This window comes from Veillonella magna DSM 19857 (genome assembly GCF_000428745.1).
In the GTDB taxonomy this organism is placed as follows: Bacteria; Bacillota; Negativicutes; order Veillonellales; family Veillonellaceae; genus Veillonella_A; species Veillonella_A magna.
The window spans coordinates 1-25,208 of the sequence record NZ_AUAN01000014.1; the positions used below are offsets into that span (position 1 = coordinate 1).

A 25,208-nucleotide genomic window follows, 5' to 3' on the forward strand; every position below is an offset into this window, starting at 1 on the left:
ATAGTACGGTAGGAACTGCCGATGCTACACCGGATCAATATCCGGAGGTTGATAAAGACCTGTTTTATCTTTTACAATATATACATACCCATACTGTACATGGTGACTTTGTAAAAGAAATTGATGAAGAATTAACTAATATAAAATTCAGTGAAACACAGGAGGTGGCCTATATGACCTACGAAATGGAGTTACTGGTGCGACATAATGATGGCATTCGTGAAGGAATCGCCATCGGACGCGAAGAGGGATTAGCCGTTGGACGCAAAGAGGGACTGAGTCAAGGGCTAAAGCAAGGACAAGCTGCTGGCAGAAAAGAGGGCTTGTGTCAAACTGCTTTATCTATGTTAGAAAATAATGTGCCTGTCGAATTGATAAGTAAATATACTTCCTTATCCGAACAAGAAATTCTCGACCTCGCCAAAGAACATCATTTACTGTAACCCATATAACTAAGAGGGCACTCATGTTGATACCTGAGTGCCCCTCTTTTCCTTTTTCTTCCAGCGAGAAGAAGAAAGGAGACTATCAGCATAAGAAACGCTCTTCGATAGACTGAGCTTTCGTTGCTGATAGTCTCCTTCTTTTATATATTCATTCGCAAGACCTGACCTCTGAGAGATATGGACATCGCTTTATTTCATTTCATTTTATTTTATAAACATCATAGTTACCGGATCCACGTAGGTCACCAAGGCAAGCACTGCCAGTAGTCCTATAATGGGCCAAAGAATCTTTCGAGACAACAATCCCATGTCTACCTTGGAAATCGCCGAAGCCACAAAAAGATTAATTCCATACGGCGGTGTACAGAACCCAATAGCCAGGTTCATGGTAAGCATAACACCAAAGGTAATGGGATCCATGCCCAACTTTACCGCCACCGGCAAAAGAATCGGTGACAGAATAATCGTCGCCGGAATATTATCGATAAACATCCCTACCAGTAACAGGAACGCATTGATAAGCAGCAAGATAATAATCCCGTTATCACTGAGACCGGTAATGAACATAGCAATCTTAAGCGGAATTTTTTCCAAGGTTAAGAGCACCGCAAAAGCAGCAGACAGCCCGATCATAAAGGTAGTAGCACCGTTTACGTCAATGGCATCGCGAAAGGCTGCATAGGTTTCCTTATAGTCCAGCTCCTTGTAAATAAAAACACCGACTATCAGCGAATATACAACAGATACAACAGCCGCTTCCGTAGGCGTAAAAATACCACTGTAAATGCCGCCTAAAATAATCACCGGAGACAATATAGCCCAGAAGGCTTCTTTAAAGGCCGTCCAAATTTCCTTTGCACTTTTGCGTTCGTCACTGCCCACATAGCCGTTCTTCTTCGACACAATGTAACAGACGATCATAAGGGCTACCCCCATGAGCACGCCGGGCAAAATACCGGCCGTAAACATTTTCGTAATGGATGCATTGGCCACGACGCCGTAAATAACAAAGGGAATACTGGGCGGAATGATAACCCCTATGGTGCCAGCTGCTGCGGTGATGGCGGCAGCAAAGGATTTACTGTAACCATGCTTTACCATTTCCGGAATCATAAAGGCACCTACTGCCGATACAGTCGCCACTGCCGATCCACTGATAGCAGCAAAGAACATACATACCACAATGGTTACCATCCCTAAGCCACCGGTTACATGACCGATAATACTCTGAAAAAAATCTACCAACCGTCGGGCAATCCCACCGCTGCGCATCAAGTTGCCGGCCAGCATAAAAAAGGGAATGGCCAGTAGCGGAAACGAATCGACACCGGCAATAGCGTTTTGGGCAATAATCATCGGCGACAAGGGTGTAAACACGGCAATAGTAATGACCGTAGCAATACCGATAGCATACCCGATGGGCACGCCGATAAAGAGGAGCACGAAAAAAATACCGAATAAACTAATGGCATCCATACGTCTTCACCTCTCCTTCGCGTCCCGCCGTCTCATTGGCTCTTACAGCATCTTCCGTATGTACCGTATCCACGATGACTTTCTCAGCACTGTGTGACCACTCTTGCAAGCGAGCACCGCCAAACGGCGCATCCGGTTCATCACTTCGCCAGTGACCGATAATACCACCGATAAGGCGCAAGCTCAGGATAGCCGCACTTACCGGTAAGGCAGCGTACACATACACTAAGGGTAAACGCAACCCCGCCGACAGTACATGACGGGTAATCATGGAATCTACCAACTTGGCACCGGCGTAGAAAAGATATAGATTAAAGGCCAACCAAACCACGTCAATGACAGTGCGAATAATCTTATGACTCAATCGGCTTTTAAAAATATTGTAAATAATGTCTACACTGATATGCGATTTACGCCGATACGATACACTGGTTCCTAACCATATTTGCCAAATAAAAATATAACGCGCCACTTCTTCGGACCACACTAAGGACGCATTGAATGCAGCTCGCATGATGATTTGCGATAAAATCAAAATCACAATGACCGCCAAACTTATGATCAATAGCTTTTCTTCAAAGCTGTCATAGTAGGCTATCCATCGCTTCATGCGCATCCCCCTCTCTTTTATTACTAATAAAGGACATGCCTTCGGCGTGTGACGCGGCCTGTACTCCTCGTCACAGGCAATCTGCCACACCACCGAATCACATGTCCCTCGTCACCTATTTATTGTATTTTTCAGCTTTTGCGAAGATATCATTACCGAATTTATTACGATATGTATCATACATGGAGCTTAATGCCGTTCGGAAGGCTGTCTTTTCTTCCGCCGTCAACGAGTTCACCTGCATGCCGGCTTCCTGCAATTTTTTAATCGCTTCACCGTTATCCTTTAATTCCATATCACGCTGTTCTTTTACATACGCTTTGGCCGCTTTTACCAATGCATCCTGTTGTTCTTTAGACAAGGAGTCAAACTTGCCCTTATTCATGATAAACGCCAAGAAGTTATGCGTATGCTCATCAAGGGATAAGTATTTCTGTACTTCAAAGAACTTATTGGCCAAAATCAGGCTTGGCGGATTTTCTTCTGCATCCACGGTTCCCTGTTGCAAACCGGTGTACACTTCGGTAAAGCTCATCGGCGTCGGGTTAGCACCTAACGTTTTATAATAATCTATGAAAATAGGGCTTTCCATTACGCGCATCTTAATGCCCTGTAAATCAGCCGGCTTAGCAATAGGCCGTACATTCGTAGTCGTACTGCGCGGTCCATTATAGGTATAACCCAGATTTACCAAGCCTTTTTCCGCCAGCTTCTTAGTAAAGTAATCGCCTACTTCACCATCCATAGCATTGAACGCCGCCTCTGAGCTGGTGAAGAGGTATGGCATGTCCAGTACACCAAAATCGTCAGCATAGGCGGTAAGTACCGAAGTAGACGGCAAAGCAGCATCCAAGGAGCCGGTAGCTACGGCTTCCGTCAGTTGTACGTCACCGCCAAGTGCACCGTTCGGATAGATTTCTACCTTCACGCTACCTTTAGTATCTTTTTCCACTGTTTCTTTAAAATGAACGAGTGCTTGGTGTGTGGATCGGTTTTCCGGCTCTACATGCCCGATTTTAATGGTCGTATCCTTACCGGCTCCGGCCTTTTGGTCGCCGGGCCCGCCACAGCCAACCAGCAATGTTCCCGTCAGTGTCATAAGTATAGCTACTTTAAGAAACTTTTTCATACCCTACCGCCTCTCTTATTGACCTAAAAATACAATCGCTTTTTCTCAATGTACATCTTGTGCTCTATTATACCATCTCAGTAGTACATTCATCAATCCTTTTAGTCATGTATGTTATGTCAATACAGCATAAAATCCCCCTAGACCATAGCAAAGAAATTCCATAGACCTTAGCATAAAAAAATCCCCATAGACCGATGAACATCATCATGCATTACAGCTGATGTGTACACCCATCTATGGGGACGTAATCATTAGAATCGACCTAGTGGAATCGATGTATTAATCTTTTTTAAATTTTGGCGATGTCGGGCATGTTTCCGGCGTTACGTCTTTGCGTACACCGAGATCTCCGCTACGATCAACATATGTCGTATGCAACAGCTGTTCGGACAATTCGCCCAACGGATGACCGAGGAAATCTTCGTAAATCGCTTTGATTTCCGGATTTTCATAGCTGGAGCGAAGCTTCATAGCTGCGTCGTGATTATAAAGACCGGTGATGCGTTCGCCTTTTACTTTATCGGCTACCGGCATCTTAACACGCGGCTGTCCGCCGCCACCGATACAACCACCGCGGCAAGCCATCATTTCAACGAAATCATATTCTTTGCCATTGGCTTTCATTTCGTTCAAGAAGTCGCGGATATTTTTACCGCCGTGAACAACAGCTACCTTCAAGGTCTTATCGCCGATAGCTACTTCTGCTTCTTTTACGCCGTCCATACCGCGAACAGCTTCCAGTTTAGTAAGCGGTTCCGGAGACGGTTCTTTGCCGGTAATGAATTTATAGGCCGTACGCATGGCTGCTTCCATAACGCCGCCGGTGTTACCGAAGATAACCCCGCCACCACTGGCTGCACCGATGTATTTATCAAATTCGGAGTCTTCCACTGCCGTAAAGTCTACGTTTTCATCGCGCAACCACTGTGCAAATTCGCGAGTAGTCAAGCAGTAATCAGTGTCGCGCAAATCGTCACGACCCCAGTATTCAGCCGATTTATTCTGTTCCGGACGACGGATTTCAAATTTCTTTGCCGTACACGGTGCCACGCTGACGGACACAATGTTAGCCGGATCGATATTCATATTTTTAGCAAAATACGTCTTCAATGCAGCCGCTTCCATAGCGATGCAGCTACGAGTCGTAGAAATATGAGACGTATATTCCGGGAAATAGGTTTCACAGAACTTTACCCATGCCGGGCAGCAGCTGGTGAACTGCGGTAATTTACCGTGACCGTGTAACACGCGTTCAATAAGCTCACTGGCTTCTTCCATGATGGTAAGGTCTGCACCAAAGTTAGTATCTACCACATAGTCGGCTCCCAATGCACGAAGAGCACCAACCATTTTGCCTTCCAAATACGTACCCGGTTCATAACCGAATTCTTCGCCGATACCTACGCGCACAGCCGGAGCTGTCTGGATAACGACAATTTTATTCGGGTCTGCAATAGCTGCTTTTACTTCATCAAGCTCCGTGCGTTCATACATAGCACCGAACGGACAAGCGGCTGCGCACTGACCGCAGTGAATACAGATCGGATTGTCACCGGTGGATTCTAAATCATAGTAGTCCAATACGCTCATTACATCGGCACAAGCACGACGGCATAGCGTACAGTTCTTACATTTGTCAAGATCATGGATAATAGCAATGTTGTCTTCAGCGATCGGCACACGGCGATCAATATGCTGGAATCGACTTTCGAAACTCATTTTGCACCTCACATAAGAATTCAGGTATACTAGTTATGTATATAATAGACGGACATTCTGTATCGACTTATCCGTAAGTCGCACGTGAGAGATGTACGTGTTACCATTATATTACCCCATAAAAAGCGTTTTAAAAAATGCTTTTTATGCATATAGAGCCATTGTTTGACGCATACTTCTTTTTCATTAATAATCTATCTCAACTATTAGGTACATCACCTCATTGTAGCTGTGTAATGTACCCTTTCATCGTGCCAGAAAGAGAGCCACTGCCATAGCAATCGACCGCCAATCAACACCGCCCGTAGTCTGTGTTTTGCCGATATACTCAAAAATCGTCCGATGCGCATGTACATACTTGCGCACCTGCTCATACAGTCGTCGCCCTTCCGTTACACTGCAGTACCCATCCAGAGCCGCTTCTAATGCATAGCGTTTATCAATTTCTTCACGGAAGTACCCTTGAACAAAGAGGAACAAATCTATGAAGCGATTGTCAATCCAAGGTATGGTGTATGTATTTTCCCAATCGACGAAGGCGACCTCTTTTGTTACTTCATCGTAAATAATATCGCGCGCCGCCGGTCTTCCATGCACATAACCGCCTGCATGAAGTGTAGCCAGCCCGCGTCCGGCCGCATAAAAAGCATCTGTTATAAGCGCCTTGGCATCAGGGCGCCGTAAAATTTCATTAAGCGGACGTCCACCGGCCTTCGTCACCATAAACTGTGCCGTACCGATAATCACCTCCGGTGCCAATCTAAACCGTGTATACACATCCTGCATGCGCTGCACTTCACGAAAAAATGTATCGTTTCCCCAACGCAGCGCCCAACGCTTGTGTTTCATATGCTGCTTAACAAAATATGTATTTCCTTCATAGGTAAAAGGAAATACTCGCTTATCTCCATTCATCCGGCAGGCTACTGCCACCGCATCATATAATCCGCGACTATCCCTGGTCATATGCTCACTGCCTTTCTATTGTTTTCCAAACTTGCCCTCAGTCCCATTACTGTTTTATAATAAACCCATAACATTAGAAAAATAATGTAATCTACAATTTAGTAGCATACTGCAGAGAGAGGTGTACTATGAAACTAGTCATTATGGAACCGTTAGGCGTGGTACCGACGTTGGTAGATGAATTATCGGCACCGCTAAAAAAAGCCGGTCACGAAGTAGTTTATTATACTACAAAAGAGACCGACCAAGCAAAATTATTCGATCGCGTAAAAGATGCAGACATCATCATGTTGGCCAACCAGCCTCTGTCCGGTGACATCATTCGCCGTTGCCCGAATCTAAAAATGCTGTCCGTTGCCTTTACCGGTGTGGACCATGTTGATTTAGCCGCCTGCAAAGAACGAAACATTACCGTATGCAATGCTGCCGGTTATTCCACCAATGCCGTAGCAGAGCTTGCCTTCGGACTTGCCATCGCTACGATTCGCAACATTGTTCCTTGTGATGACCGCACTCGTCACAGCGGCACCAAAGATGGCCTGGTAGGTTTTGAATTATTTGGCAAAACCTTCGGTATCGTAGGTACCGGTGCTATTGGCAGCCGCGTTGCTGAAATTGCCTTAGCCTTCGGTTGCAAGGTTATCGCCTACAGTCGCACACAAAAGCCCGACCTAGTAGCCAAGGGCGTTACTTATGTTACGCTGGACGAACTCTTCCGTACCGCTGACTTTGTTTCCCTGCATACACCGTTAACAGCAGATACTAAAAACCTCGTTAACGCCGATCGCATAAACAGCATGAAGTCCACTGCGGTACTTATCAACACAGCACGCGGTCCCGTAGTTGACAGTCAGGCGCTGGCCAATGCCCTTAACGAAGGTCGCTTGGCAGCTGCCGGTATCGATGTATTTGAAATCGAACCGCCTATCGATCCGGCCCATCCGTTATGCCATGCTAAAAATACGGTAGTCACACCGCACATTGCCTTCGCCAGCAAGGAGGCCTTGGAAATTCGCGCCGGCATCGTCTTTGATAACATCACGGCGTGGATGGGTGGCAAGCCGCAAAATCTTGTAAAATAATATACTATCGTTAAAGGAAATGACTGCGTATGTATCGACGCTCTGCGTCGTCGTTCTATGCAACACCTCTCTTAAGAGGCACTCTTTACAAGAAATACTACAACAAAAGGAGATGAATCCCATTGGGATTTCATCTCCTTTTTATATGTTATGTCAGTACGTGCACACCATCGCTTCTATATGCCTCACATAGTATGCCCAATGTATAAAACCTAAACGATAATCATCTGCGATATGCACCGTCCATACGTACGCTGTGCCTCAGACGCGCCATTACTCGGCTATGCCTAAGTCGGCCAATAATTTACCTACATGCTCTTTTGCTTTTACACCACGATACTCTCCGGTGATAGTGCCCGTTTCATCAATAAGAAACGTCGAGCGCTCGATACCGATAGATACCTTGCCGTACAATTTCTTTTCCTTCATAACGCCGAAGGCTTGGCATAAGGTTTCCTCCGTATCTGCCAACAGCATAAAACGCAAACCATATTTAGCTTTAAAGTTAACATGGCGTTTCACCGTATCACGACTTACGCCGATAACAGTGTAGCCTGCTGCCGCTAAGCAATCATAGGCTTCGTTAAATTGCTGCGCCTCTACGCTGCATCCCGGTGTATTGTCTTTCGGATAAAAATAAAGCACTGTCTTTTGTCCTTGCAGGTCCTGTTCCGTTACTGTTTTTCCTTCATCGGAAAGAACGGAAAACGCCGGTACCTTAGTGCCCACTACATTTTCTGCCATGCCTATCCCTCATTTCTTTACACATCATCAAACTCACATAGCCCGGTGTATCATCAAATCCCCGGTCTTTCGCGATTATTTTCCCTGGAAGTTCGGACGACGACGTTCCGCGTAAGCCCGCACACCTTCTTTGAAATCTTCGGAGAAGCCCAACGAAGTCTGCAATTCTACTTCCAGCTTTACGTATTCTTCCCAGTTTGTAAAGAAGCTGGCCCACATCATTTCCTTCATCGCCTTGAAGGAAAGCTCCGGTCCCTTAGCCAATCGCGTGCATAAGCGCGCCGTAGTGCGCTCTAACAATTCCGGTTCGCACACCTTATACACAAAGCCGTATTCTTTGGCTTTGTCTGCGGTTACCGCTTCACCGGTCATAGCTAACTGCATGGCACGATTGATGCCTACGGCACGGGTCAGAAGGTACATCCCCCCTGCATCCGGTGCCAAGCCAACATTAACAAAGGCCTGAATAAAACGGCTGTTAGTCGAGGCGATGCACATATCCGCAGCAAGAACCATATTAAATGCCGCACCGGCTACCGCACCATCCGTGCTCATCACTACCGGTTTAGACATTTTTTTCATGGCGAAGGAAATTTGCATAACCAATTCGGCAATTTCCACCAAGGCCTGCTGATCATTTGCTTCTACAGCACGCTTCATTTCGGTAAGGTCACCGCCTACGGAAAACACTTTGCCGTTTGCATTAATGAGCAACACACGTACCTCTTTGTCTGCTTCCGATCGTTCGATAGCATCCAAAATTTCTTTACACATGTCTACGTTAAAGCCGTTTTGCACTTCCGGACGATTGAAAGTGATAGTAGCAATCTTGTTTTCTACCGTATACAAAATACCTTTGTAATCCATTTACTTCTCCATTCCGGGCCGTCCAGCGACCAGTCAATACTATATCTACGAATATCAATATAGACTAGTATACCCTTTTTTAGAAAAAATGTAAAAGGTCTAATTAGTACAACATCGGCCTTTCAATTCGTTTTACTTCTTTGGCTAGGTAAGCATACCCGTTCGCACAGCTTCCTCATAGCGACTGATCTTATAGTCCAACAGGTCCAAGGTCTCTTCGATTTGTCGTTTTTGTTCCAACAACTCTTCTCGACGCTCCGCCAAAAGATCGCGGCGCGCTTCAATGGTACTGTCGCCTTCGCGGAACAGTTTTACATATTCGATTAAGGATTCCACCGGAAGCCCGGCAGATCGCATACACTTCGCCAGTTCTACCCAACCCAGGTCTTCTTCTTGATAATCGCGAATCCCCCCGGCCGTTCGCGTTACCGGCGGAATCATGCCCACCCGTTCATAGTAGCGCAATGTGTCCTGCGATAATCCATATTGTTTACTTACCTCTGCAATTGTCATGTCATCGCCCCCTTTTTCACGAAAAAATCGGAATCGCCACGCGGGCGTGCGGGGAAGCGGCCCAATCATGTGATTCCGATTTTCCTATGATTACATTGTATACCTGGGAGTTAACTCCAAGTCAAGTATCTACCTTGCCTTCTACGAGGATTTCTTTATAACACATGCGCCATAATAAACACTACATCTAACGATACCTATTACACTACATCTACTACACTACGCCATACGATACGTACCCTGTAAGGTTATTCTTGCGGTGCCAACGCCTGTTGCATACGCACATAGGATTGACGACGTTCGCGGGCATCGGCTTCCGTTTTTTGGAACAATTCCTCCGCCACTTCCGGGAAGGAACGTGCTAGCGAGGAGTAACGTACTTCACCCATGAGGAAATCACGGAAGCTTTCCGTCGGTTCCTTCGAATCCAGACTGAACGGATTTGTTCCCGTGCCACGCAATGCCGGGTTGTAGCGATACAAATCCCAATAGCCACAGGCAACAGCACGCCGTGCTTCTTCCTGACTCTTGCCCATGCCTGCTTTTATCCCATGATTAATACACGGTGCATAGGCAATGATAAGTGACGGCCCCGGATAGGCTTCTGCTTCGCGAACTGCCTTGAGAAGCTGATTCTTATCGGCGCCCATGGCTACCTGTGCTACATACACATACCCGTAAGACATAGCCATCATGCCTAAATCTTTTTTCTTCGTCCGTTTACCCGCCGAAGCAAACTGTGCTACCGCTGCCGTGTGGGTTGCCTTCGATGCTTGACCACCCGTGTTGGAATACACTTCCGTATCGAGCACCAAGACATTTACATCCTCGCCGGCAGCCAGTACATGATCGATACCGCCATAACCGATGTCATAGGCCCAACCATCACCGCCTACAATCCATTGCGACGGTTTTACGAGAAGGCGCTTTTCTTTTTTAATATGCGTCAATGCCTGACGTACTGCATCGCTTATCGAAGGACTTTCCAGCGCAGCCGTTACCGCCGCTAAGGCCCGATCGGCCCGCACGCGCGTATCGGTACCGTCATACATGCCATCCTTCCAAGCCGTCAACGCCTCTTTTACTTCGCCATCCAAAGACGGTAATACGGTTTCTACAACAGTCGCTAATTGTTTGCGCTGTTTATCCGTACCGCTGAACATACCGAAACCAAATTCCGCGTTATCTTCAAAAAGTGAGCTGGCCCATGCCGGTCCCTGTCCTTTGGCATTAACTGTATATGGATTACTTGGCATGGAGCTGCCCCATACAGAGGAACATCCGGAGGCATTGGCCACGATCATGCGATCACCGAACAACTGCGTGATCAATTTAACATACGGCGTTTCACCGCAACCGGCACAAGCACCGGAGAACTCGAGCAGCGGTGTTTCAAATTGACTGCCCTTCACGGTAAATTTATTCATCGGATTGTCTTTATCCGCTACACTAAGACCGTAATCCCAGAGTGGCTGCTTTACTACTTCTTCGTCAAAGGGCTTCATGACAAGAGCTTTCCCCTTTGGTGCCGGACAAATATCTGCGCAGTTACCACAGCCGAGGCAGTCCATGGTATTCACGGAAATGCGGAATTCCAATCCGTTAGCCCCTAATGCCGGTACGGTTTCAAAGCCATCGGGAGCCTTTGCTACTTCATCGGCCGATGCCAATACGGGACGAATCGTTGCATGAGGACATACAAAGGCGCATTGATTACACTGGATACAATTATCCTTAATCCAGTGCGGTACCGTTAGCGATACACCGCGCTTTTCATAGGCTGCCGTTCCCGGTGGGATAACGCCGAAGGTGAGATCCTTAAACGCACTGACCGGTAAGTCATATCCCTTCTGACTGTTGATAGGACGCAAAATACTATCCACAAACGGAACGCCCGTATCCTCTACCTTAATTTCATCCACAGCATCCGCCCAAGACGGTGGTACCGGTACAGCCTGCACTTCACTGACGCCGCGTTCCAAGGCAGCCCGGTTCATAGCCACCACGGCATCGCCTTTATTGCCGTATGTTACTTCAATGGATTTACGCAAGGCGGCTACCGCATCGTCCAAAGGCATAACATCGGTAAGCTTGAAGAATGCACCTTCACATACCATATTAATGCGATTGCCAAGACCGATTTCTTCAGCAATACCGGCCGCATTGATAATATAAAAATGAATGTGCCGCTGTGCTAAGATGCGTTTCACCCTAGCCGGCAATTTATCTTCCAATTCTTCCGGCGACCACGTACAGTTAAGCAAGAAGGTTCCGCCGTCCTTAATATCACCAATAACATCGTAAGTGTTTACATAAGATTGTCGATGTACAGCGATAAAGTCGGCATGGCGAATCAGATATGGCTTTTCTATGGGCTTGTCGCTAAAGCGCAAATGTGAAATGGTAACACCGCCGGATTTCTTCGAGTCATACGCAAAGAACGCCTGTACATAGGAGTCTGTCAAATCGCCGACTACCTTAATCGCACTTTTATTGGCCCCTACGGTTCCATCCGATCCAAAGCCCCAGAATTTACAAGACCTGATCTTCTGACCGGCTGCGGCAAATGCTTCTCCTCGCGGCAGTGACAAATGAGTGACATCGTCCACAATGCCCACTGTAAACGGGTGCTGTGGTTCTTTCGATTGTAAGTTACGTACTATGGCGACTATGTCTTCAGGAATCACATCATGACCGGCTAATCCGTATCGACCGGCGATAACACGAACCTGTCGACCGCTTTGTGCAATAGCCGCTTGTACATCCAAGAATAACGGTTCACCCATCGAGCCCGGTTCCTTTGTGCGATCAATTACGGCTATGCGCTGTACACTGGTGGGCAAGACGCGCAGCAAATGCTCTACCGAGAACGGACGGAACAGATGCACCGTGATAGCCCCCACCTTTTCACCGCGTTTTACCAATTCTCGCACTACTTCATTAATGGTTTGCGTAGCCGATCCCATAGCGACAATAACATCCGTTGCATCCGGTGCACCAGTGTACGTAAACAGGTGATAATCTCGGCCTGTGCGGGCATTGATTTCCTGCATATATTCTTCTACAATATGCGGCAATGCATTGTAGTACCCGTTCTGCGCTTCTCGATGAACAAAGTACACATCATCATTTTCAAGGGCACCGCGCACACTGGGATTATCTACGTGCATCGCACCGGCTCTGAACTGCGCCAATGCCTCTTGATCCACCAAATCCTTCAACTCATCATACCCTAATACTTCCACCTTTTGAATTTCATGGGACGTACGGAAGCCTTCAAAGAAATTGATAAACGGCACCCGTCCCTTTAACGCCGATAAGTGAGCGACTGCACTGAGATCCATAACCTCCTGCACACTGCCTTCTACCATCATGGCACAGCCGGTAGCACGACAAGCCATAACATCCTGAAAATCGCCAAAGATACTAAGTGCATGTGTGGATAACGCCCTTGAAGCTACATGAATCACGCCCGGCAATAACTGACCAGCCAATTTATATAAATTCGGTATCATCAAAAGTAAGCCTTGGGATGCCGTATAGGTCGTAGTCAGCGTCCCTGTTTGCAGCGCACCGTGAACGGCTCCGGCTGCCCCGCCTTCATGTTCCATTTCAATTACCTTTACCGGATGACCGAACATATTCTTTTTGCCTTTGGCTGCCCATTCATCAACCAACTCCGGCATCGGAGACGATGGTGTAATCGGATAAATCGCCGCTAATTCTGTAAAACCATAGGAAATATAGGCAGCTGCATAGTTGCCGTCCATTGTTTGCATTCTACGCATACGAATCCTCCTCCGGCAATACCTATTGCCGTTACTACAACAAACCAATAAACCTTACATCCCGGTGACTCGCCAAACCAATGCTGCAACCCTACAGCCACGGTCATCGGAATATGCGCGCATCCGATTACCCAGTTACGACCGTATCCAAAACCAAAGAAAGAAAATTACATAACCACATAATTCAAATGCCTATAGTATATAATTTACCACTTACATCGAAAGTCCTCTTTGTATACAAGATACTTATTATGCTTTTTTATCATTTTTATTTATTCATGTGTACGCAATCCACCGACATGCCCTGCAATCAACGACAGGCATCCAAGGCTTGTGTTAAATCAGCAATAATATCCTCCGGATCTTCCAGCCCTACGGAGAGCCGTACTAAGCCTTCGCTAATACCGGCTTCCGCCAACTCTTCCTTAGTATACGTAGAATGCGTCATGGACGCAGCATGTTCAATCAATGTTTCCGCATCACCCAAGGATACGGCCAATCGACATAGCTCTACGTGATTCAATAAGGCCTTGCCCGCTTCAAAACCACCTTGCAGTTCAAAAGAAATCATCCCTCCTGGCAAGCGCATTTGCTTGTTAGCCAATTCGTATTGCGGGAACGATGCTAAGCCCGGATAATTCACTTTTGCCACTGCCGGATGCTGTGCCAAAAATTCAGCTACCTTCTGCGCACTAGCGGAGTGGCGCTCCATACGCAGTTGTAATGTTTTCATGCCTCGTGCCAACAAAAAGGCATCAAACGGGCTCAATACGGATCCCGTCATATCCTTGATGCCCACCAGTCGCACTTGGGTAATAAAATCTGTAGTACCACACACGGCTCCGGCAATCACATCACCATGACCGTTTAAATATTTTGTAGCGGAATGAAGCACTACATCGGCGCCCAGTGTCAACGGCTGTTGAATGTAAGGCGTGCAGAATGTATTATCTACCATAACCATGGCATTCGATGCTTCATGAGCCAACGTACTTACCGCCTTAATATCAATGAGCTTTAACGTAGGATTGGCAGGCGTTTCCAAATACACAACGCGCGTATTTTTTCGCAATGCCTTACGCACCGCATCAAGATCGCTCATATCTACCAAGGTTACTTCAATACCGAACTTTGTCAGCCCATGCATCAACAAGGCAAAGGTGCAACCATATAAAGTATCACTGGCCAATACATGATCACCGCATTTGAGCACCGTCCACAACGCCGATGAGATAGCCCCCATTCCCGAGGCGGTAACAACGGCATCTTCGGCTCCTTCCAGTAAAGCTAATTTTTCTTCCACCGTTGCCGATGTAGGATTTCCCAAACGAGAATAAATATATCCGTTTTCTTCCAAGGCAAACCGGCGGCCCCCTTGTTCGGCAGAATCAAAAATAAAAGTGGAGGTTTGATAAATCGGCGCCGTCAATGCTCCGAATGTATTTTCACTGTGTCCTCCATGGATGGCTTTCGTTGCAAATCCTCGTTTAACCAATGTATTGCGTTTCATAATAAATACCTCCTTCAACATACTGGGTTGTTTCTTGATTTCAGCATATCATGAAGGAGTTTTCTTTACTAATATTCATAAACTGTAACGTTCCATAGCTTTAAACTATGGAACGTTACAGTTACACCGGATGACAACGCCGTAACGCTTCATCAAGGCATGCAATATATTGTTGAACCGCCTCATCGAGGATGGCATTGCGCAAATGAATGCGTCCGATTGTCATTGTGTCAAAGCAACCACTGATGGGAATCGAAATGATATCCTCGCCCACCATGTCAGGACAAATGCATCCCGTTCCTATGTTAAACGCATCTGTCGTACGGATTACGCTGAGCATACCTGAGCGATCCGTTACAAAAATTTGTTTAGTCGATACTTTATCAGCAAACACAATTTCCTCCGAATATTGCTCCGAGTCCGATCGCTGATCATATTGTATATACGGATATTTTTTCAGCTCATGAATGGACACCGATGTACGGGAAGACAACGGATGCCCTTTACGGATATAAATCTGAGGCGTATACTCACCTAGTGGTGTAAAAATAATTCCTTTCTGGTGAAAGAGACGCGTTAAAAATCGCTCATTGCCGTGCGATAAATATAAAATACCGATTTGACTGCGCTGTGTCAGTACATCCTCGATAACCTCGGATGTATATCCTTCACGAAGAGTAATAGCATAGGAAGTAATACTCTCATCCAAATTGGTAATCATCTGTTGCAACGCATCCGTTGGAAACATATAGTGCTGTGATGAAATAGACAATGCTAAGGAAGACGTCTCCTCTTCCCCTAAAAAATGACTGTATAAGCCATCCATCTGCTCGGTCACGCGATACGCATAGGATAGGAGTTCCAATCCTTGTGCGGTGAAGGCAATACCGTGACGACTGCGTTTTAAAATAAGTATGCCCAATTCTTGTTCCATCTCTTTTACGGCTTTACTTAAACTTGGCTGCGAAATAAATAATCGCTCCGCTGCCGCTGTAATGGAACCGCTTTTAGCAATCTCGATTATGTAATGTAATTGTTGCAATGTCATACGTACGTCCTCCTTATACAGTCAGCGACACCTTTTACACAATGCAAGTTGTCTTGATTTTTCATCGTCATAACTTTTCTCTATATAACTGCAGGCTTGACTTCTATTTTACAGCATACATTATTCATGTTACCTTAAGTATAAATAAACTGTATTAATTTTCAAACCTTTTTTTCTATTTTCAGTACCTGCGTTTTACTTACCAGCCATTTTAAAGGAGGCGACTATCCATGAACTCTCATACGTCTGCAGTACCTGCTTCACCACCTATAACAACATCAAAGACTATGTCTGCCCATGAGTGGCAGCAAGCCATTCGCTTTGATGCTATCGATCGCGGTTGGATTATCATGAGTATCGGCATGGCTATCGGTGCAGGGATTGTCTTTTTACCGGTTCAAGTTGGTGTCGTCGGTCTATGGGTCTATTTACTATCTGCCGTTATCGGCTACCCGGCACTGTATTTATTTCAGCGCCTCTTCGTCAACACCTTGGCCTTGTCACCGAAATGTGAGGACTACCCGACAGTCATCGGGCAATACTTAGGAAAAAATTGGGGCCTCCTCTTAGGGCTGCTCTACTTCATTATGATTGTTATAAGTCTCTTTTGTTATTCTACAGCAATCACCAATGACAGCGCTGCCTTTTTATATACATTTCACGTCACCGATACTTCATTGGCCTCGAACCCATGGTACGGACTCTGCGTTATTATTCTTTTGGTTGCACTGGCTGCCCAAGGAGAAAAATTAATTTTTAAAATTTCTACCGGCCTAGTCATTACCAAACTATTTGCCATCATCATCTTAGGGTTATGCATGGCACCGTATTGGTCCTTACAAAATATTTCTTCCCTTCCTTCGGTAACCGATGGTCTCTATCAAGCCTTTCACATGTTACCGCTCACATTGACCTCGATTTTATTTATGCAAACCTTAAGTCCCATGGTTATCTCCTATCGCGCTCACCACCGATCAATCGCGGTAGCACGACATAAGGCATTGCGTGCCATGAACATTTCTTTCGCTATTTTATTTACTGCCGTTTTCTTCTTCGCGCTTTCCTTTACCTTTGCCATGAGCCATGATCAAGCCGTCATGGCTGCGGAGCAAAATATTTCCGCCTTGGCCATTGCTGCTCGTGAAATTGATGGCGATACAGTAAAGGTACTGAGCCTATTGCTGAATATTTTTGCCATCACCACTGCCTTTTTCGGCGTCTTTCTGGCATTCAAAGAAGGCTTCCGCGGTATGCTCCTCAATCTATTGCGCCGCCTCATAACACCAACGGATATGCACTATCGCCTCGTTGCTGTGGTTACTTTAATCGTCGGCGTAGCCGTATCTTGGCTGGCTGTATATCTTAACATTCCCGTCATTCGCCTGCTCACCTATATGGGTCCTATCATGGGAATTCTCGGCTGCTTCTTACCTGTATATTTGGTATATAAAGTACCGGCCTTGGCGCAACTGAAAGGAGCTACACTCTGGTTCATCGTTGCTGCGGGACTGCTGTTATCCGCCTCTCCTTATTTATAAAATAACTCCTACACCTATACTCTTACTAACCATAAAACGACCGTTGTCCTTTGGGTCTCCCCTTAGGTACAACGGTCGTTTTATTTATTTAAGATATGTCTCTGCTACTCGGCCTAACCAGGCAATGCCATTAATCATATCCACTTCTTCAATATTAAATTTAGGATTGTGATGCGGTGCGGGAATCGCCGATCCGAGTACCATATAGGTACCGCGACCGCCATTCGCTATGACGCGTTCCAGGAAAAAGGCACAATCTTCACTACCACCGCCGGAATATACCAGCGGTGCATCTTTGAAAATACCACTATCCTGTGCCAACTTTTGAATTTCCAAAGCCAACGATTCCGTATTCTGCCCTGCCGGAGCTCCGCCGACTTCTTCGGTAGCCACAGATATGTCGTACATCACGGCAGCGCCTTTCAAAATCTGTAAGGCTCTTTCTTTGATGTAATCGTTAATTTCTGTTGTTTCACCGCGGGTTTCAATTTTCAGCACTGCCGTATCAGGAATTACATTGCGTCCCGTACCGGCATTGAGAACTCCTACATTAATGCGCGATGCTCCTTGAGAATGACGGGAAATGGCCTGTAAATTAAGTGCTGCCGTACAAGCGGCGAGCAACGCATTTTTACCGAGTTCCGGTGACCCACCGGCATGCGAAGAGTATCCGGTAAACGTAGCATCCAGCTTGGTGGTAGCCAAGAAGCCCGGATTCATACAAGCCAGGCAGCCAGATAACTTTTTATCAAAACCAATGTGCATACCGAAAAATATATCTACATCATCCACTACACCGGCATCGCGCATAGCTTTTGCACCGCGCACCCCTTCTTCGGCCGGTTGCAGGATAAGTTTGAAGGTTCCCTTCAAGGTATCTTTTTTCATGGCTACATATTCGGCCAAACCTAACGCCATCGTCAAATGCGCATCATGGCCGCAAGCATGCATAGCCCCGTGGTGGCAGGAAGCAAAACCTTCTTGATTAGGAAAATGGCCGGGATCATCGGACTCAATCACATCATTGGAATCGATGTCTGCACGGAAGCCAACCACAGGACCGCCGGGTTGGCATTGCATGGTAGCTACCATGCCGGTAAAGCCGTAGCCCATCTTTTCTACCCACTTTGGATTGGCGCCTTCTGCAATGGCTCGATCCATAGCAGCCTTCATCGCTTCTCGGCTGGGCAAACCCATGCGTGAGTCTGCTTTGACCACCTCTTCACCTACAACAAGAGTGAAACCAAGCTCTGTCAAACGGTCTGCTGCCATAGCTGCCGTGCGATATTCCAACCAGGCCGGTTCCGGATGCTTATGTAAATCACGACGCATAGCAATAAACCGATCTTTATTTTTCTGTGCAAATTCAATACTGTTCATGGGTATCTCTCCTTTGTCAATCGACGGACTATATCAATCTACGGGCTGCCCGCCGACAGTCCTCTGTTATTATCATTGTAATAGTTATTGTCATACTCATAGCCATTGTCATACTCATAGCCATCTACAGTTAAAAGGGAGGCGGATTGCCATCCCCTCCCCATGTATACGCGCTATAATTATAAACGACCGTATACGTAATCTATAATCATAAACCATACATAGTCTTACATGGTCTATGCGCTTACACGTTTAACTATTTTATACGCTTACATAGTGTATACTCTTACTCCTTTTCTTAGAACTTAGAATAAGAAAATTAACGTAATCGTCCCCAATAGCATAGGAATAATATTGCGCTTTGTCAACTCTACCGGCGATACCTTAGCCAGTCCTGCACATACAATAGCCGCCCCGGCTACCGGCGAAGCCGAACGACCTACGGCACCGGCAATCTGTGCCAAGGAACCAAGGTCAATAATCGTCATACCGAAGTTAGCTGCATGCGGTGTAATGGCTCCGTTAAACGCTAACGCCGCCGCATCACCGGAACCGCTGAGAATGGCAATGGCAAAAGGACCAAAGGCACCGGCCACTTTGGCAATGGATTCGGATCCCTTCATCACCTCAATCAACGACTGTGTCAGCCCTACCGACTGCATGCCGAAGGTAAATACGGCGGCCGCTACGATAAGGCCCATAACATTTCCGTATGCACTGCCCATACCGTTAAAGAATTCCTTTGTCACTTCTTGTGGATTCGAGCGCGTTACAATAATTCCCAACGCACAACCAATAAGCATGGCCTCAGATACGCCCATCGTCGGTAAGATGCCAACCGATTTACTTCCCAATACGAGGAGAATAAGCGGTACTAACGGTACCAGTGCATATAACGGATTAACTTTTATTTTACCGATAGTCGCTTCTTCCTCTTTCAGCAATGCTTCACGGCGACTTTCTTCTGCCCCTTCCTTGCGGATAATAGCAATAATAGTCAACGCCGCAATCACTACCAGAGAGGCAATAATGGCCTGCTGTGCTTCGCTCATGATAACCGTCATAACATCTACATTGGCCAGCTTGGCAATAAAAGGATTATGCGAGGTCCCCGGACTAATGGCACTGCCCCAAGTACCGGCCAAGACTGCGGAGCCTGCCATTGCCGGATGCACACCGGCACCGATTAGCGTGGGAATTAAAATACTTCCTACTGCAGCAGCACAACCGGCCGCACTGGGGATAGCAATGTTAATCCACCACGTCAGCAAAATAGCCAGCGGTATAATAATAGCATGACTCTTCGTGATAACTCCGGATAAGGAATGAATCAAATGCTTATCACATTCCGTATATTTCATAACAAAAGAAAAGCCCATAACCGTACAAATCGTCGGCACCAAGGTACCATGCACCATAGTTTTATTAAAAGCTGTAACCATGCCGCCCAGTTGTCCACCGGCAAAGGCCATCAATGTCCCTGCCACCAAGAGCACCAACCGGGCATCGTACTTTTTAACAATACCTATAATTGTTAACAGTACTACTAAACCACCGAAATATGCCATAGCACACCTCCACTTGAAAGAAACTAAAAAGAATATAAATAAACATTAATTGAATATTTATATCATTAATTGTATTGTATCATGGATGTATCTTAAGTTCTATAGAATGAATGTATTTTACAGCGGTAAAAGCATTCTAATAATGCAATCATAGATTCATTTATGTACTTCCTGTATGTTTAAAAGCAATAAAAAAGACCGACCGAGAAAACTTCACAGCATCTTTTCTTACGAAAAAACTATGCCGGGTATCTCGGTCGATCCTTTACATTATCCTACCCCTACTTAGTATTAGAAGGCAGGAATAATCGATCCTTTAAAGGTATCTTCAATGAATTTTTTTGTTCCCTCAGACTGATATACAGCGAGGAGCTTCTTAATAGTTTCGTTATCCTTATCGGCTTCACGAACGACAAAGACGTTAGCATACGGAGAGTCTTTGCTTTCTACAACAACGGCGTCCTTCAATGGATTAAGACCTGCATTTAACGCGTAATTCGTATTTACGCAAGCAATGTCCACATCATTCAAGGAACGAGCAATCTGTGCTGCTTCCAGTTCTTTAATCTGCAACTGTTTAGGATTGCTTGTGATGTCAGCTACCGTAGATTTAGGCGAACCGCCATCCTTCAAAGTAATAAGTCCGGCCTGCTGTAACAAGAGCAAGGCGCGACCGCCGTTAGTCGGATCGTTCGGAATCGCTACGGTTGCACCGTTCGGCACTTTTGTTAAATCTTTATAGTTATTGGAATATAACCCCATCGGCAAGAGAATCGTTTTGCCGATAGATACAAGCTTCATGCCACCATTTTTTACCATGTTATCAAGATACGGCTGATGCTGGAAGGAATTTGCTGAAAGCTCCTTATTTTCCAACGCCCGGTTAGGCTGAACATAATCATTAAACTCGACAACCTTAACCTTTAACCCCTGCTTTTCCGCTTCTTTAGCCACGTAGTCCATTACCTGTGCGTGCGGTCCTGCAGTGACACCGACAGTAATTTCTTTATTGTCACTGCCGGAACTGCCACATCCGGCCAAAAGCAACGCAAAGGATGCTACTAGAGTCAATGCTAACACTAATTTTTTCATACCCAAACTCCTTCTTTCTTACGAAAAACTCTCTGACTTTTTATCTCCGGTTCTATATACACAAGGTTCTCTTTTTTCTCTTTACTTTTTCTCTTTACTTTTTCTCTTTACTTTTTCTCTTTACTTTTTCTCTTTTTCTTTTCTCGTATTAACGCTTATTCACCTTACGGGATAAGAAATCACCGATGGATTGAATGAGCTGTACCAAAACAATGAGGATAATAATGGTCGCCAACATAACATCCCCTTGGAATCGCTGATAGCCGTAGCGAATAGCGATATCCCCGAGGCCACCGCCGCCGATAGCACCGGCCATAGCGGAGTAGCTGATTAAGTTAACGATGAGCACCGTTACATTATCGATAATTGTCGGCAATGCTTCCGGCAACAATACTTTGCGGATAATCTGGAACGGCGAAGCCCCCATAGCTTGTGCTGCTTCAATAACACCGCTGTTGATTTCACGAATCGAGGTTTCCACCAACCGCGCCAAGAAAGGAATAGCGGCAATCGTCAACGGCACACAAGCTGCAGTCGTACCGATAGAGGTACCCGCAATAAGACGGGTTAAAGGAATGATGGCTACCATCAAAATAATAAACGGAATGGAGCGCAATGCATTTACTACCGCCCCTAAGGTCGAGTTAACAGCCTTATTGGATAAAATATGACCTTTCCCGGTAATAACCAAAACAACACCTAACGGTATGCCCACAATCATTGCCACGATAGTAGAAATCGCCGTCATCTGCAGCGTCTCGCCCAAGCCTTGAATCAAAAGATTAATGATTTGCTGCGACATAGCCAATCACCTCACTTTTAATAGGAAGCCCTTCTAAGTACGCCACTGCTTGTTCCGCACTTTCACGGGACCCGTTCAACACAATAATCAAATGACCAAAGCTGGTATCCTGAATGTAATCAACACCGCCGAAAAGAATGCTCACATCAAGGCCGAAGCGACGAATCATACCGGCTACAATCGGTTCATCCGTCACGTCACCGGTAAAGTTCAGACGGATAAGCGGGCACAAGCCGTCATGCCACTCCTTTTGCACATTTAGATGACGCCATGCTTCTTCCGGTAATTTGTGACTAATAATAGAGCCTACAAATTCACGGGTTGTTTTTTCTTTCGGTGCGGTAAAGACATCCAATACCGGACCTTCTTCAATAATAATGCCCCCTTCGATAACAGCTACACGATCGCAGATTTCTTTGATAACCTGCATTTCATGTGTAATGAGAACGATGGTAAGCTTTAGCTTTTCATTAATATCCTTCAACAATTCCAAGATGGATTTTGTCGTCTGCGGGTCCAATGCCGAGGTAGCTTCATCGCAAAGCAATACCTTCGGATTGCTGGCCAAAGCGCGTGCAATACCAACACGTTGCTTCTGACCACCGGATAGTTGCGACGGATAATTATCCAATCGATCACTCAATTTTACGATATCAAGAATAGGCAAAATGCGTTGACGAATTTCATCCTTGCTCATGCCCTGCAATTCCAAAGGAAATGCTACGTTTTCGTATACCGTCCGGGAGGACAACAAATTAAAATGTTGGAAAATCATCCCAATATTTTTACGCTGTTCGCGTAGTGCATTGCCGTCCAACTTTGTCATTTCTACACCATCCACCAGGACAGAGCCCGATGTAGGGCGTTCCAGCATATTGATGCAACGGATCAACGTGGATTTACCGGCACCGGATTGACCGATAACACCAAAGATTTCGCCTTCCTTAATGGATAAGCTAATATCCTTGAGTGCTGTTACCTTATTAGGTCCGTCGTAGACTTTACTGATATGAGTCAGTTCAATCATATGAACACTCTCCTTTTACGCAATAAAAAAAACTCTTCACACACAAATGAAGAGCTACCGTAATCTTCATCTGCCAAAGCATTTGCTTTGTTGGAATTGGCACCGTTTCCTTACGGATGGTTGCCGCGACTTCATAGGGCCAGTCCCTCAGTCAACTCTTGATGAACCATATATAATTTTGCTGTGATAAAAGCATATCATTCTTAAAGTATACTGTCAATAGTCATCCGTTTTATTTTCCTGTTGTTTTTTGCATATGTTTATTCCTTCTTTGCAACTATGAATATACATGTGGCAGTCCGGCAAAGGTATCTTCTTGCTATAGCTTCTTAAATCCCCAATAAAACGATGAACTGCCCCCAATTATTACACGTAACGTCTAATAATTGAGGGCAGTTCAGGATGCATATCGTTTGCATAGTAACATCACTAGCATTAACATCAATGGTAATTGATTGAATCACCATCGTTACCAGCCATGAGCCGCAAGGATTAACCGACACGCCGATCGATAAGAGCCGCAAAGAGTACTGCCAAAACACCGGTTACCAGCTGTGGCCATCCCATGGAAAAAAGAATTGCCGTACGTATCGGTCCACCGATGTGTATCCCCATAAACAGGATAGTAAAGCCTCCGTACAATACCGCTGCCTTCCCCAACGCACAGATCATAGCTGCCAAGATGCTATTACGACCTTTCATAACATAGGCCAACAGCACAAAGACGCTACTACCTAATCCCACAATGGGAATAAATGGCATGAAAGGCAACATTCCCTGCATAAAAGCTACTACCGGCGTCACCCATGCGATGATTAATCCTGAAGTGGTGCCGTATCGCCAAGTCGCCATAACCATAGCTAGGCCTACGATTGTACCGATGAGAAACATACTCACTGTATTGGGAATCGGTACAAAAAGACGCAACGCTTGCGCCAACAGGGCTACGGCCAGCAAGACTGCCGTCCCTGTAATTGTTCTAACACCCATGCTTATGCCATACCTTCATGCAATAATTTCTCATACCCGTCACGAAGGCGCATAGTCACAGGGCCCGGTTCACCATTGCCTACCGGCTTGCGATCAAGCTTAGTAATCGGGATAACCCCGCCGATAGTATCCGTAAAGAATAATTCGTCCGCATTTTCAATGAACTCGCGACTGCATGCCTTTTCAATAACCGTAACGCCTAATGACGGAGCTACTTTAGTAACAATCATCTGGCGGGTAATCCCTTTCAGAATTAAATTATTCGCCGGATGCGTATATAAAATGCCATCCTTCACAGCAAACACATTTGATGTGGCCCCTTCGGTGCATACATCATCACGGAATAAAATAGCGGAGTACGCAAATTTCTTTTCTGCTTTCGTCTGCGCCAAAATATTCGGAATCAAATTCAATGTTTTAATATCCACATGAAGCCAACGTTCATCCGGTAAGCTGATTGCTTTTACGCCGGCTGCCAGCTTACTCAAATCTTCTTCAATGGGACGAATATACATAAGCATGGTCGGCTCCAGCTTGGAGCGATCATACGCATGATGACGCGGCGATACGCCGCGAGTAATCTGCAAATAGATATAGCCATCGGTAATACCGCTTTGCTCAATCATAATTTCATGTAGCTCTTGTAAATCATCCGGCGGCATTTTTACAGGAATATCCATTTCACGCATGGAACGATACAATCGATCCTGATGATAGGAAAAGGCAAAGCAACGACCGTTATATACACGGGTCACTTCATATACACCGTCACCAAAACAATATCCGCGATCATCAATGCTTACACATTTTTCACCGGGTTCCACAAATTCGCCGTTAAAATAGGTTAATTCTTTCATCCGACATACACCTCTCTTAACCAGTTCCATTTCCTGATGAATGGCCTTCAAAA

General features: G+C 45.8%; 20 protein-coding genes, 1 pseudogene and 1 riboswitch. Of the genes and pseudogenes, 3 read left to right on the forward strand and 18 right to left on the reverse strand.

The genetic code is table 11. The annotated features are described in order from the left end of the window. Positions 1 to 443 (forward strand): annotated as a pseudogene (locus G344_RS11995) (hypothetical protein); the annotation flags it as partial. A 207-nt stretch (positions 444 to 650) separates the two neighbouring features. Here G344_RS11995 and G344_RS0105705 read toward each other — a convergent pair. The 5 genes from G344_RS0105705 to G344_RS10800 all read right to left on the reverse strand — a co-directional run bounded on the left by G344_RS0105705 (position 651) and on the right by G344_RS10800 (position 6,349). Next, positions 651 to 1,922 carry a TRAP transporter large permease gene (locus G344_RS0105705; RefSeq protein WP_028255370.1) on the reverse strand — a complete coding sequence of 424 codons (1,272 nt, stop codon included), beginning with the start codon at positions 1,920 to 1,922 and terminating at the stop codon, positions 651 to 653. Beyond that, a complete protein-coding gene (locus tag G344_RS10795) occupies positions 1,909 to 2,532 on the reverse strand; it encodes a TRAP transporter small permease (RefSeq protein ID WP_071838098.1) in 624 nt (207 codons plus the stop codon). The genes G344_RS0105705 and G344_RS10795 overlap by 14 nt, the downstream gene beginning before the upstream one ends. Before the next feature lie 115 nt (positions 2,533 to 2,647). After that, positions 2,648 to 3,661, reverse strand: a complete 1,014-nt coding sequence (locus G344_RS0105715; protein WP_028255371.1) for a TRAP transporter substrate-binding protein — start codon at positions 3,659 to 3,661, stop codon at positions 2,648 to 2,650. Between the two features lie 282 nt (positions 3,662 to 3,943). Further along, positions 3,944 to 5,383 carry a [FeFe] hydrogenase, group A gene (locus tag G344_RS0105720; protein ID WP_028255372.1) on the reverse strand — a complete coding sequence of 480 codons (1,440 nt, stop codon included), beginning with the start codon at positions 5,381 to 5,383 and terminating at the stop codon, positions 3,944 to 3,946. A 246-nt stretch (positions 5,384 to 5,629) separates the two neighbouring features. Continuing rightward, on the reverse strand, positions 5,630 to 6,349 hold the full coding sequence (locus G344_RS10800; RefSeq protein WP_051245792.1) for a BUD32 family EKC/KEOPS complex subunit: 720 nt from the start codon (positions 6,347 to 6,349) through the stop codon (positions 5,630 to 5,632). A 128-nt stretch (positions 6,350 to 6,477) separates the two neighbouring features. Between G344_RS10800 and G344_RS0105730 the strand changes: the two genes are divergently transcribed. Further along, entirely contained in the window at positions 6,478 to 7,431 is a 954-nt protein-coding gene (locus G344_RS0105730) for a 2-hydroxyacid dehydrogenase (RefSeq protein WP_028255373.1), read from the forward strand. Positions 7,432 to 7,704: 273 nt separating this feature from the next. On the opposite strand, the gene G344_RS0105735 is transcribed toward G344_RS0105730, so the two are convergent. From G344_RS0105735 to G344_RS0105760, 6 genes are all read right to left on the reverse strand, one after another. Then, positions 7,705 to 8,175, reverse strand: a complete 471-nt coding sequence (locus tag G344_RS0105735) for a peroxiredoxin (protein ID WP_028255374.1) — start codon at positions 8,173 to 8,175, stop codon at positions 7,705 to 7,707. 75 nt (positions 8,176 to 8,250) lie between these two features. After that, positions 8,251 to 9,042 carry a trans-2-decenoyl-ACP isomerase gene (fabM, locus tag G344_RS0105740; RefSeq protein WP_028255375.1) on the reverse strand — a complete coding sequence of 264 codons (792 nt, stop codon included), beginning with the start codon at positions 9,040 to 9,042 and terminating at the stop codon, positions 8,251 to 8,253. A gap of 144 nt (positions 9,043 to 9,186) precedes the next feature. Continuing rightward, positions 9,187 to 9,555: a MerR family transcriptional regulator gene (locus tag G344_RS0105745; RefSeq protein WP_028255376.1), complete on the reverse strand. Its 369-nt coding sequence runs from the start codon at positions 9,553 to 9,555 to the stop codon at positions 9,187 to 9,189. Positions 9,556 to 9,803: 248 nt separating this feature from the next. Beyond that, on the reverse strand, positions 9,804 to 13,343 hold the full coding sequence (gene nifJ / locus G344_RS0105750) for a pyruvate:ferredoxin (flavodoxin) oxidoreductase (RefSeq protein ID WP_028255377.1): 3,540 nt from the start codon (positions 13,341 to 13,343) through the stop codon (positions 9,804 to 9,806). Positions 13,344 to 13,653: 310 nt separating this feature from the next. Then, the gene (gene megL, locus G344_RS0105755) at positions 13,654 to 14,853 is read right to left on the reverse strand and encodes a methionine gamma-lyase (protein WP_028255378.1); all 1,200 of its coding nucleotides are present in this window, start codon (positions 14,851 to 14,853) and stop codon (positions 13,654 to 13,656) included. Between the two features lie 121 nt (positions 14,854 to 14,974). Beyond that, on the reverse strand, positions 14,975 to 15,901 hold the full coding sequence (locus G344_RS0105760; protein WP_028255379.1) for a LysR family transcriptional regulator: 927 nt from the start codon (positions 15,899 to 15,901) through the stop codon (positions 14,975 to 14,977). A gap of 230 nt (positions 15,902 to 16,131) precedes the next feature. Between G344_RS0105760 and G344_RS0105765 the strand changes: the two genes are divergently transcribed. Then, the gene (locus G344_RS0105765) at positions 16,132 to 17,439 is read left to right on the forward strand and encodes an SLC5/6 family protein (RefSeq protein ID WP_038155076.1); all 1,308 of its coding nucleotides are present in this window, start codon (positions 16,132 to 16,134) and stop codon (positions 17,437 to 17,439) included. Between the two features lie 84 nt (positions 17,440 to 17,523). Here G344_RS0105765 and G344_RS0105770 read toward each other — a convergent pair whose 3' ends face one another. From G344_RS0105770 to dat, 7 genes are all read right to left on the reverse strand, one after another. Further along, positions 17,524 to 18,819 carry an amidohydrolase gene (locus G344_RS0105770; RefSeq protein ID WP_028255381.1) on the reverse strand — a complete coding sequence of 432 codons (1,296 nt, stop codon included), beginning with the start codon at positions 18,817 to 18,819 and terminating at the stop codon, positions 17,524 to 17,526. 305 nt (positions 18,820 to 19,124) lie between these two features. After that, positions 19,125 to 20,387 (reverse strand): C4-dicarboxylate transporter DcuC, encoded by a 1,263-nt coding sequence (gene dcuC, locus G344_RS0105775; RefSeq protein WP_028255382.1) that lies wholly within the window; start codon positions 20,385 to 20,387, stop codon positions 19,125 to 19,127. 291 nt (positions 20,388 to 20,678) lie between these two features. After that, a complete protein-coding gene (locus G344_RS0105780) occupies positions 20,679 to 21,479 on the reverse strand; it encodes a MetQ/NlpA family ABC transporter substrate-binding protein (protein ID WP_028255383.1) in 801 nt (266 codons plus the stop codon). 148 nt (positions 21,480 to 21,627) lie between these two features. Beyond that, positions 21,628 to 22,281, reverse strand: coding sequence for a methionine ABC transporter permease (locus G344_RS0105785; RefSeq protein WP_028255384.1), 654 nt, complete (start codon positions 22,279 to 22,281; stop codon positions 21,628 to 21,630). After that, a complete protein-coding gene (locus tag G344_RS0105790; RefSeq protein ID WP_028255385.1) occupies positions 22,262 to 23,308 on the reverse strand; it encodes a methionine ABC transporter ATP-binding protein in 1,047 nt (348 codons plus the stop codon). The genes G344_RS0105785 and G344_RS0105790 overlap by 20 nt, the downstream gene beginning before the upstream one ends. Positions 23,309 to 23,371: 63 nt before the next feature. Further along, a riboswitch (SAM riboswitch) is annotated at positions 23,372 to 23,476 on the reverse strand. A 324-nt stretch (positions 23,477 to 23,800) separates the two neighbouring features. Beyond that, complete coding sequence (locus G344_RS0105795) at positions 23,801 to 24,298, reverse strand: hypothetical protein (protein WP_028255386.1); 498 nt, start codon at positions 24,296 to 24,298, stop codon at positions 23,801 to 23,803. 2 nt (positions 24,299 to 24,300) lie between these two features. After that, positions 24,301 to 25,155 carry a D-amino-acid transaminase gene (dat, locus tag G344_RS0105800; RefSeq protein ID WP_028255387.1) on the reverse strand — a complete coding sequence of 285 codons (855 nt, stop codon included), beginning with the start codon at positions 25,153 to 25,155 and terminating at the stop codon, positions 24,301 to 24,303. Between the last annotated feature and the right edge of the window lie 53 nt (positions 25,156 to 25,208).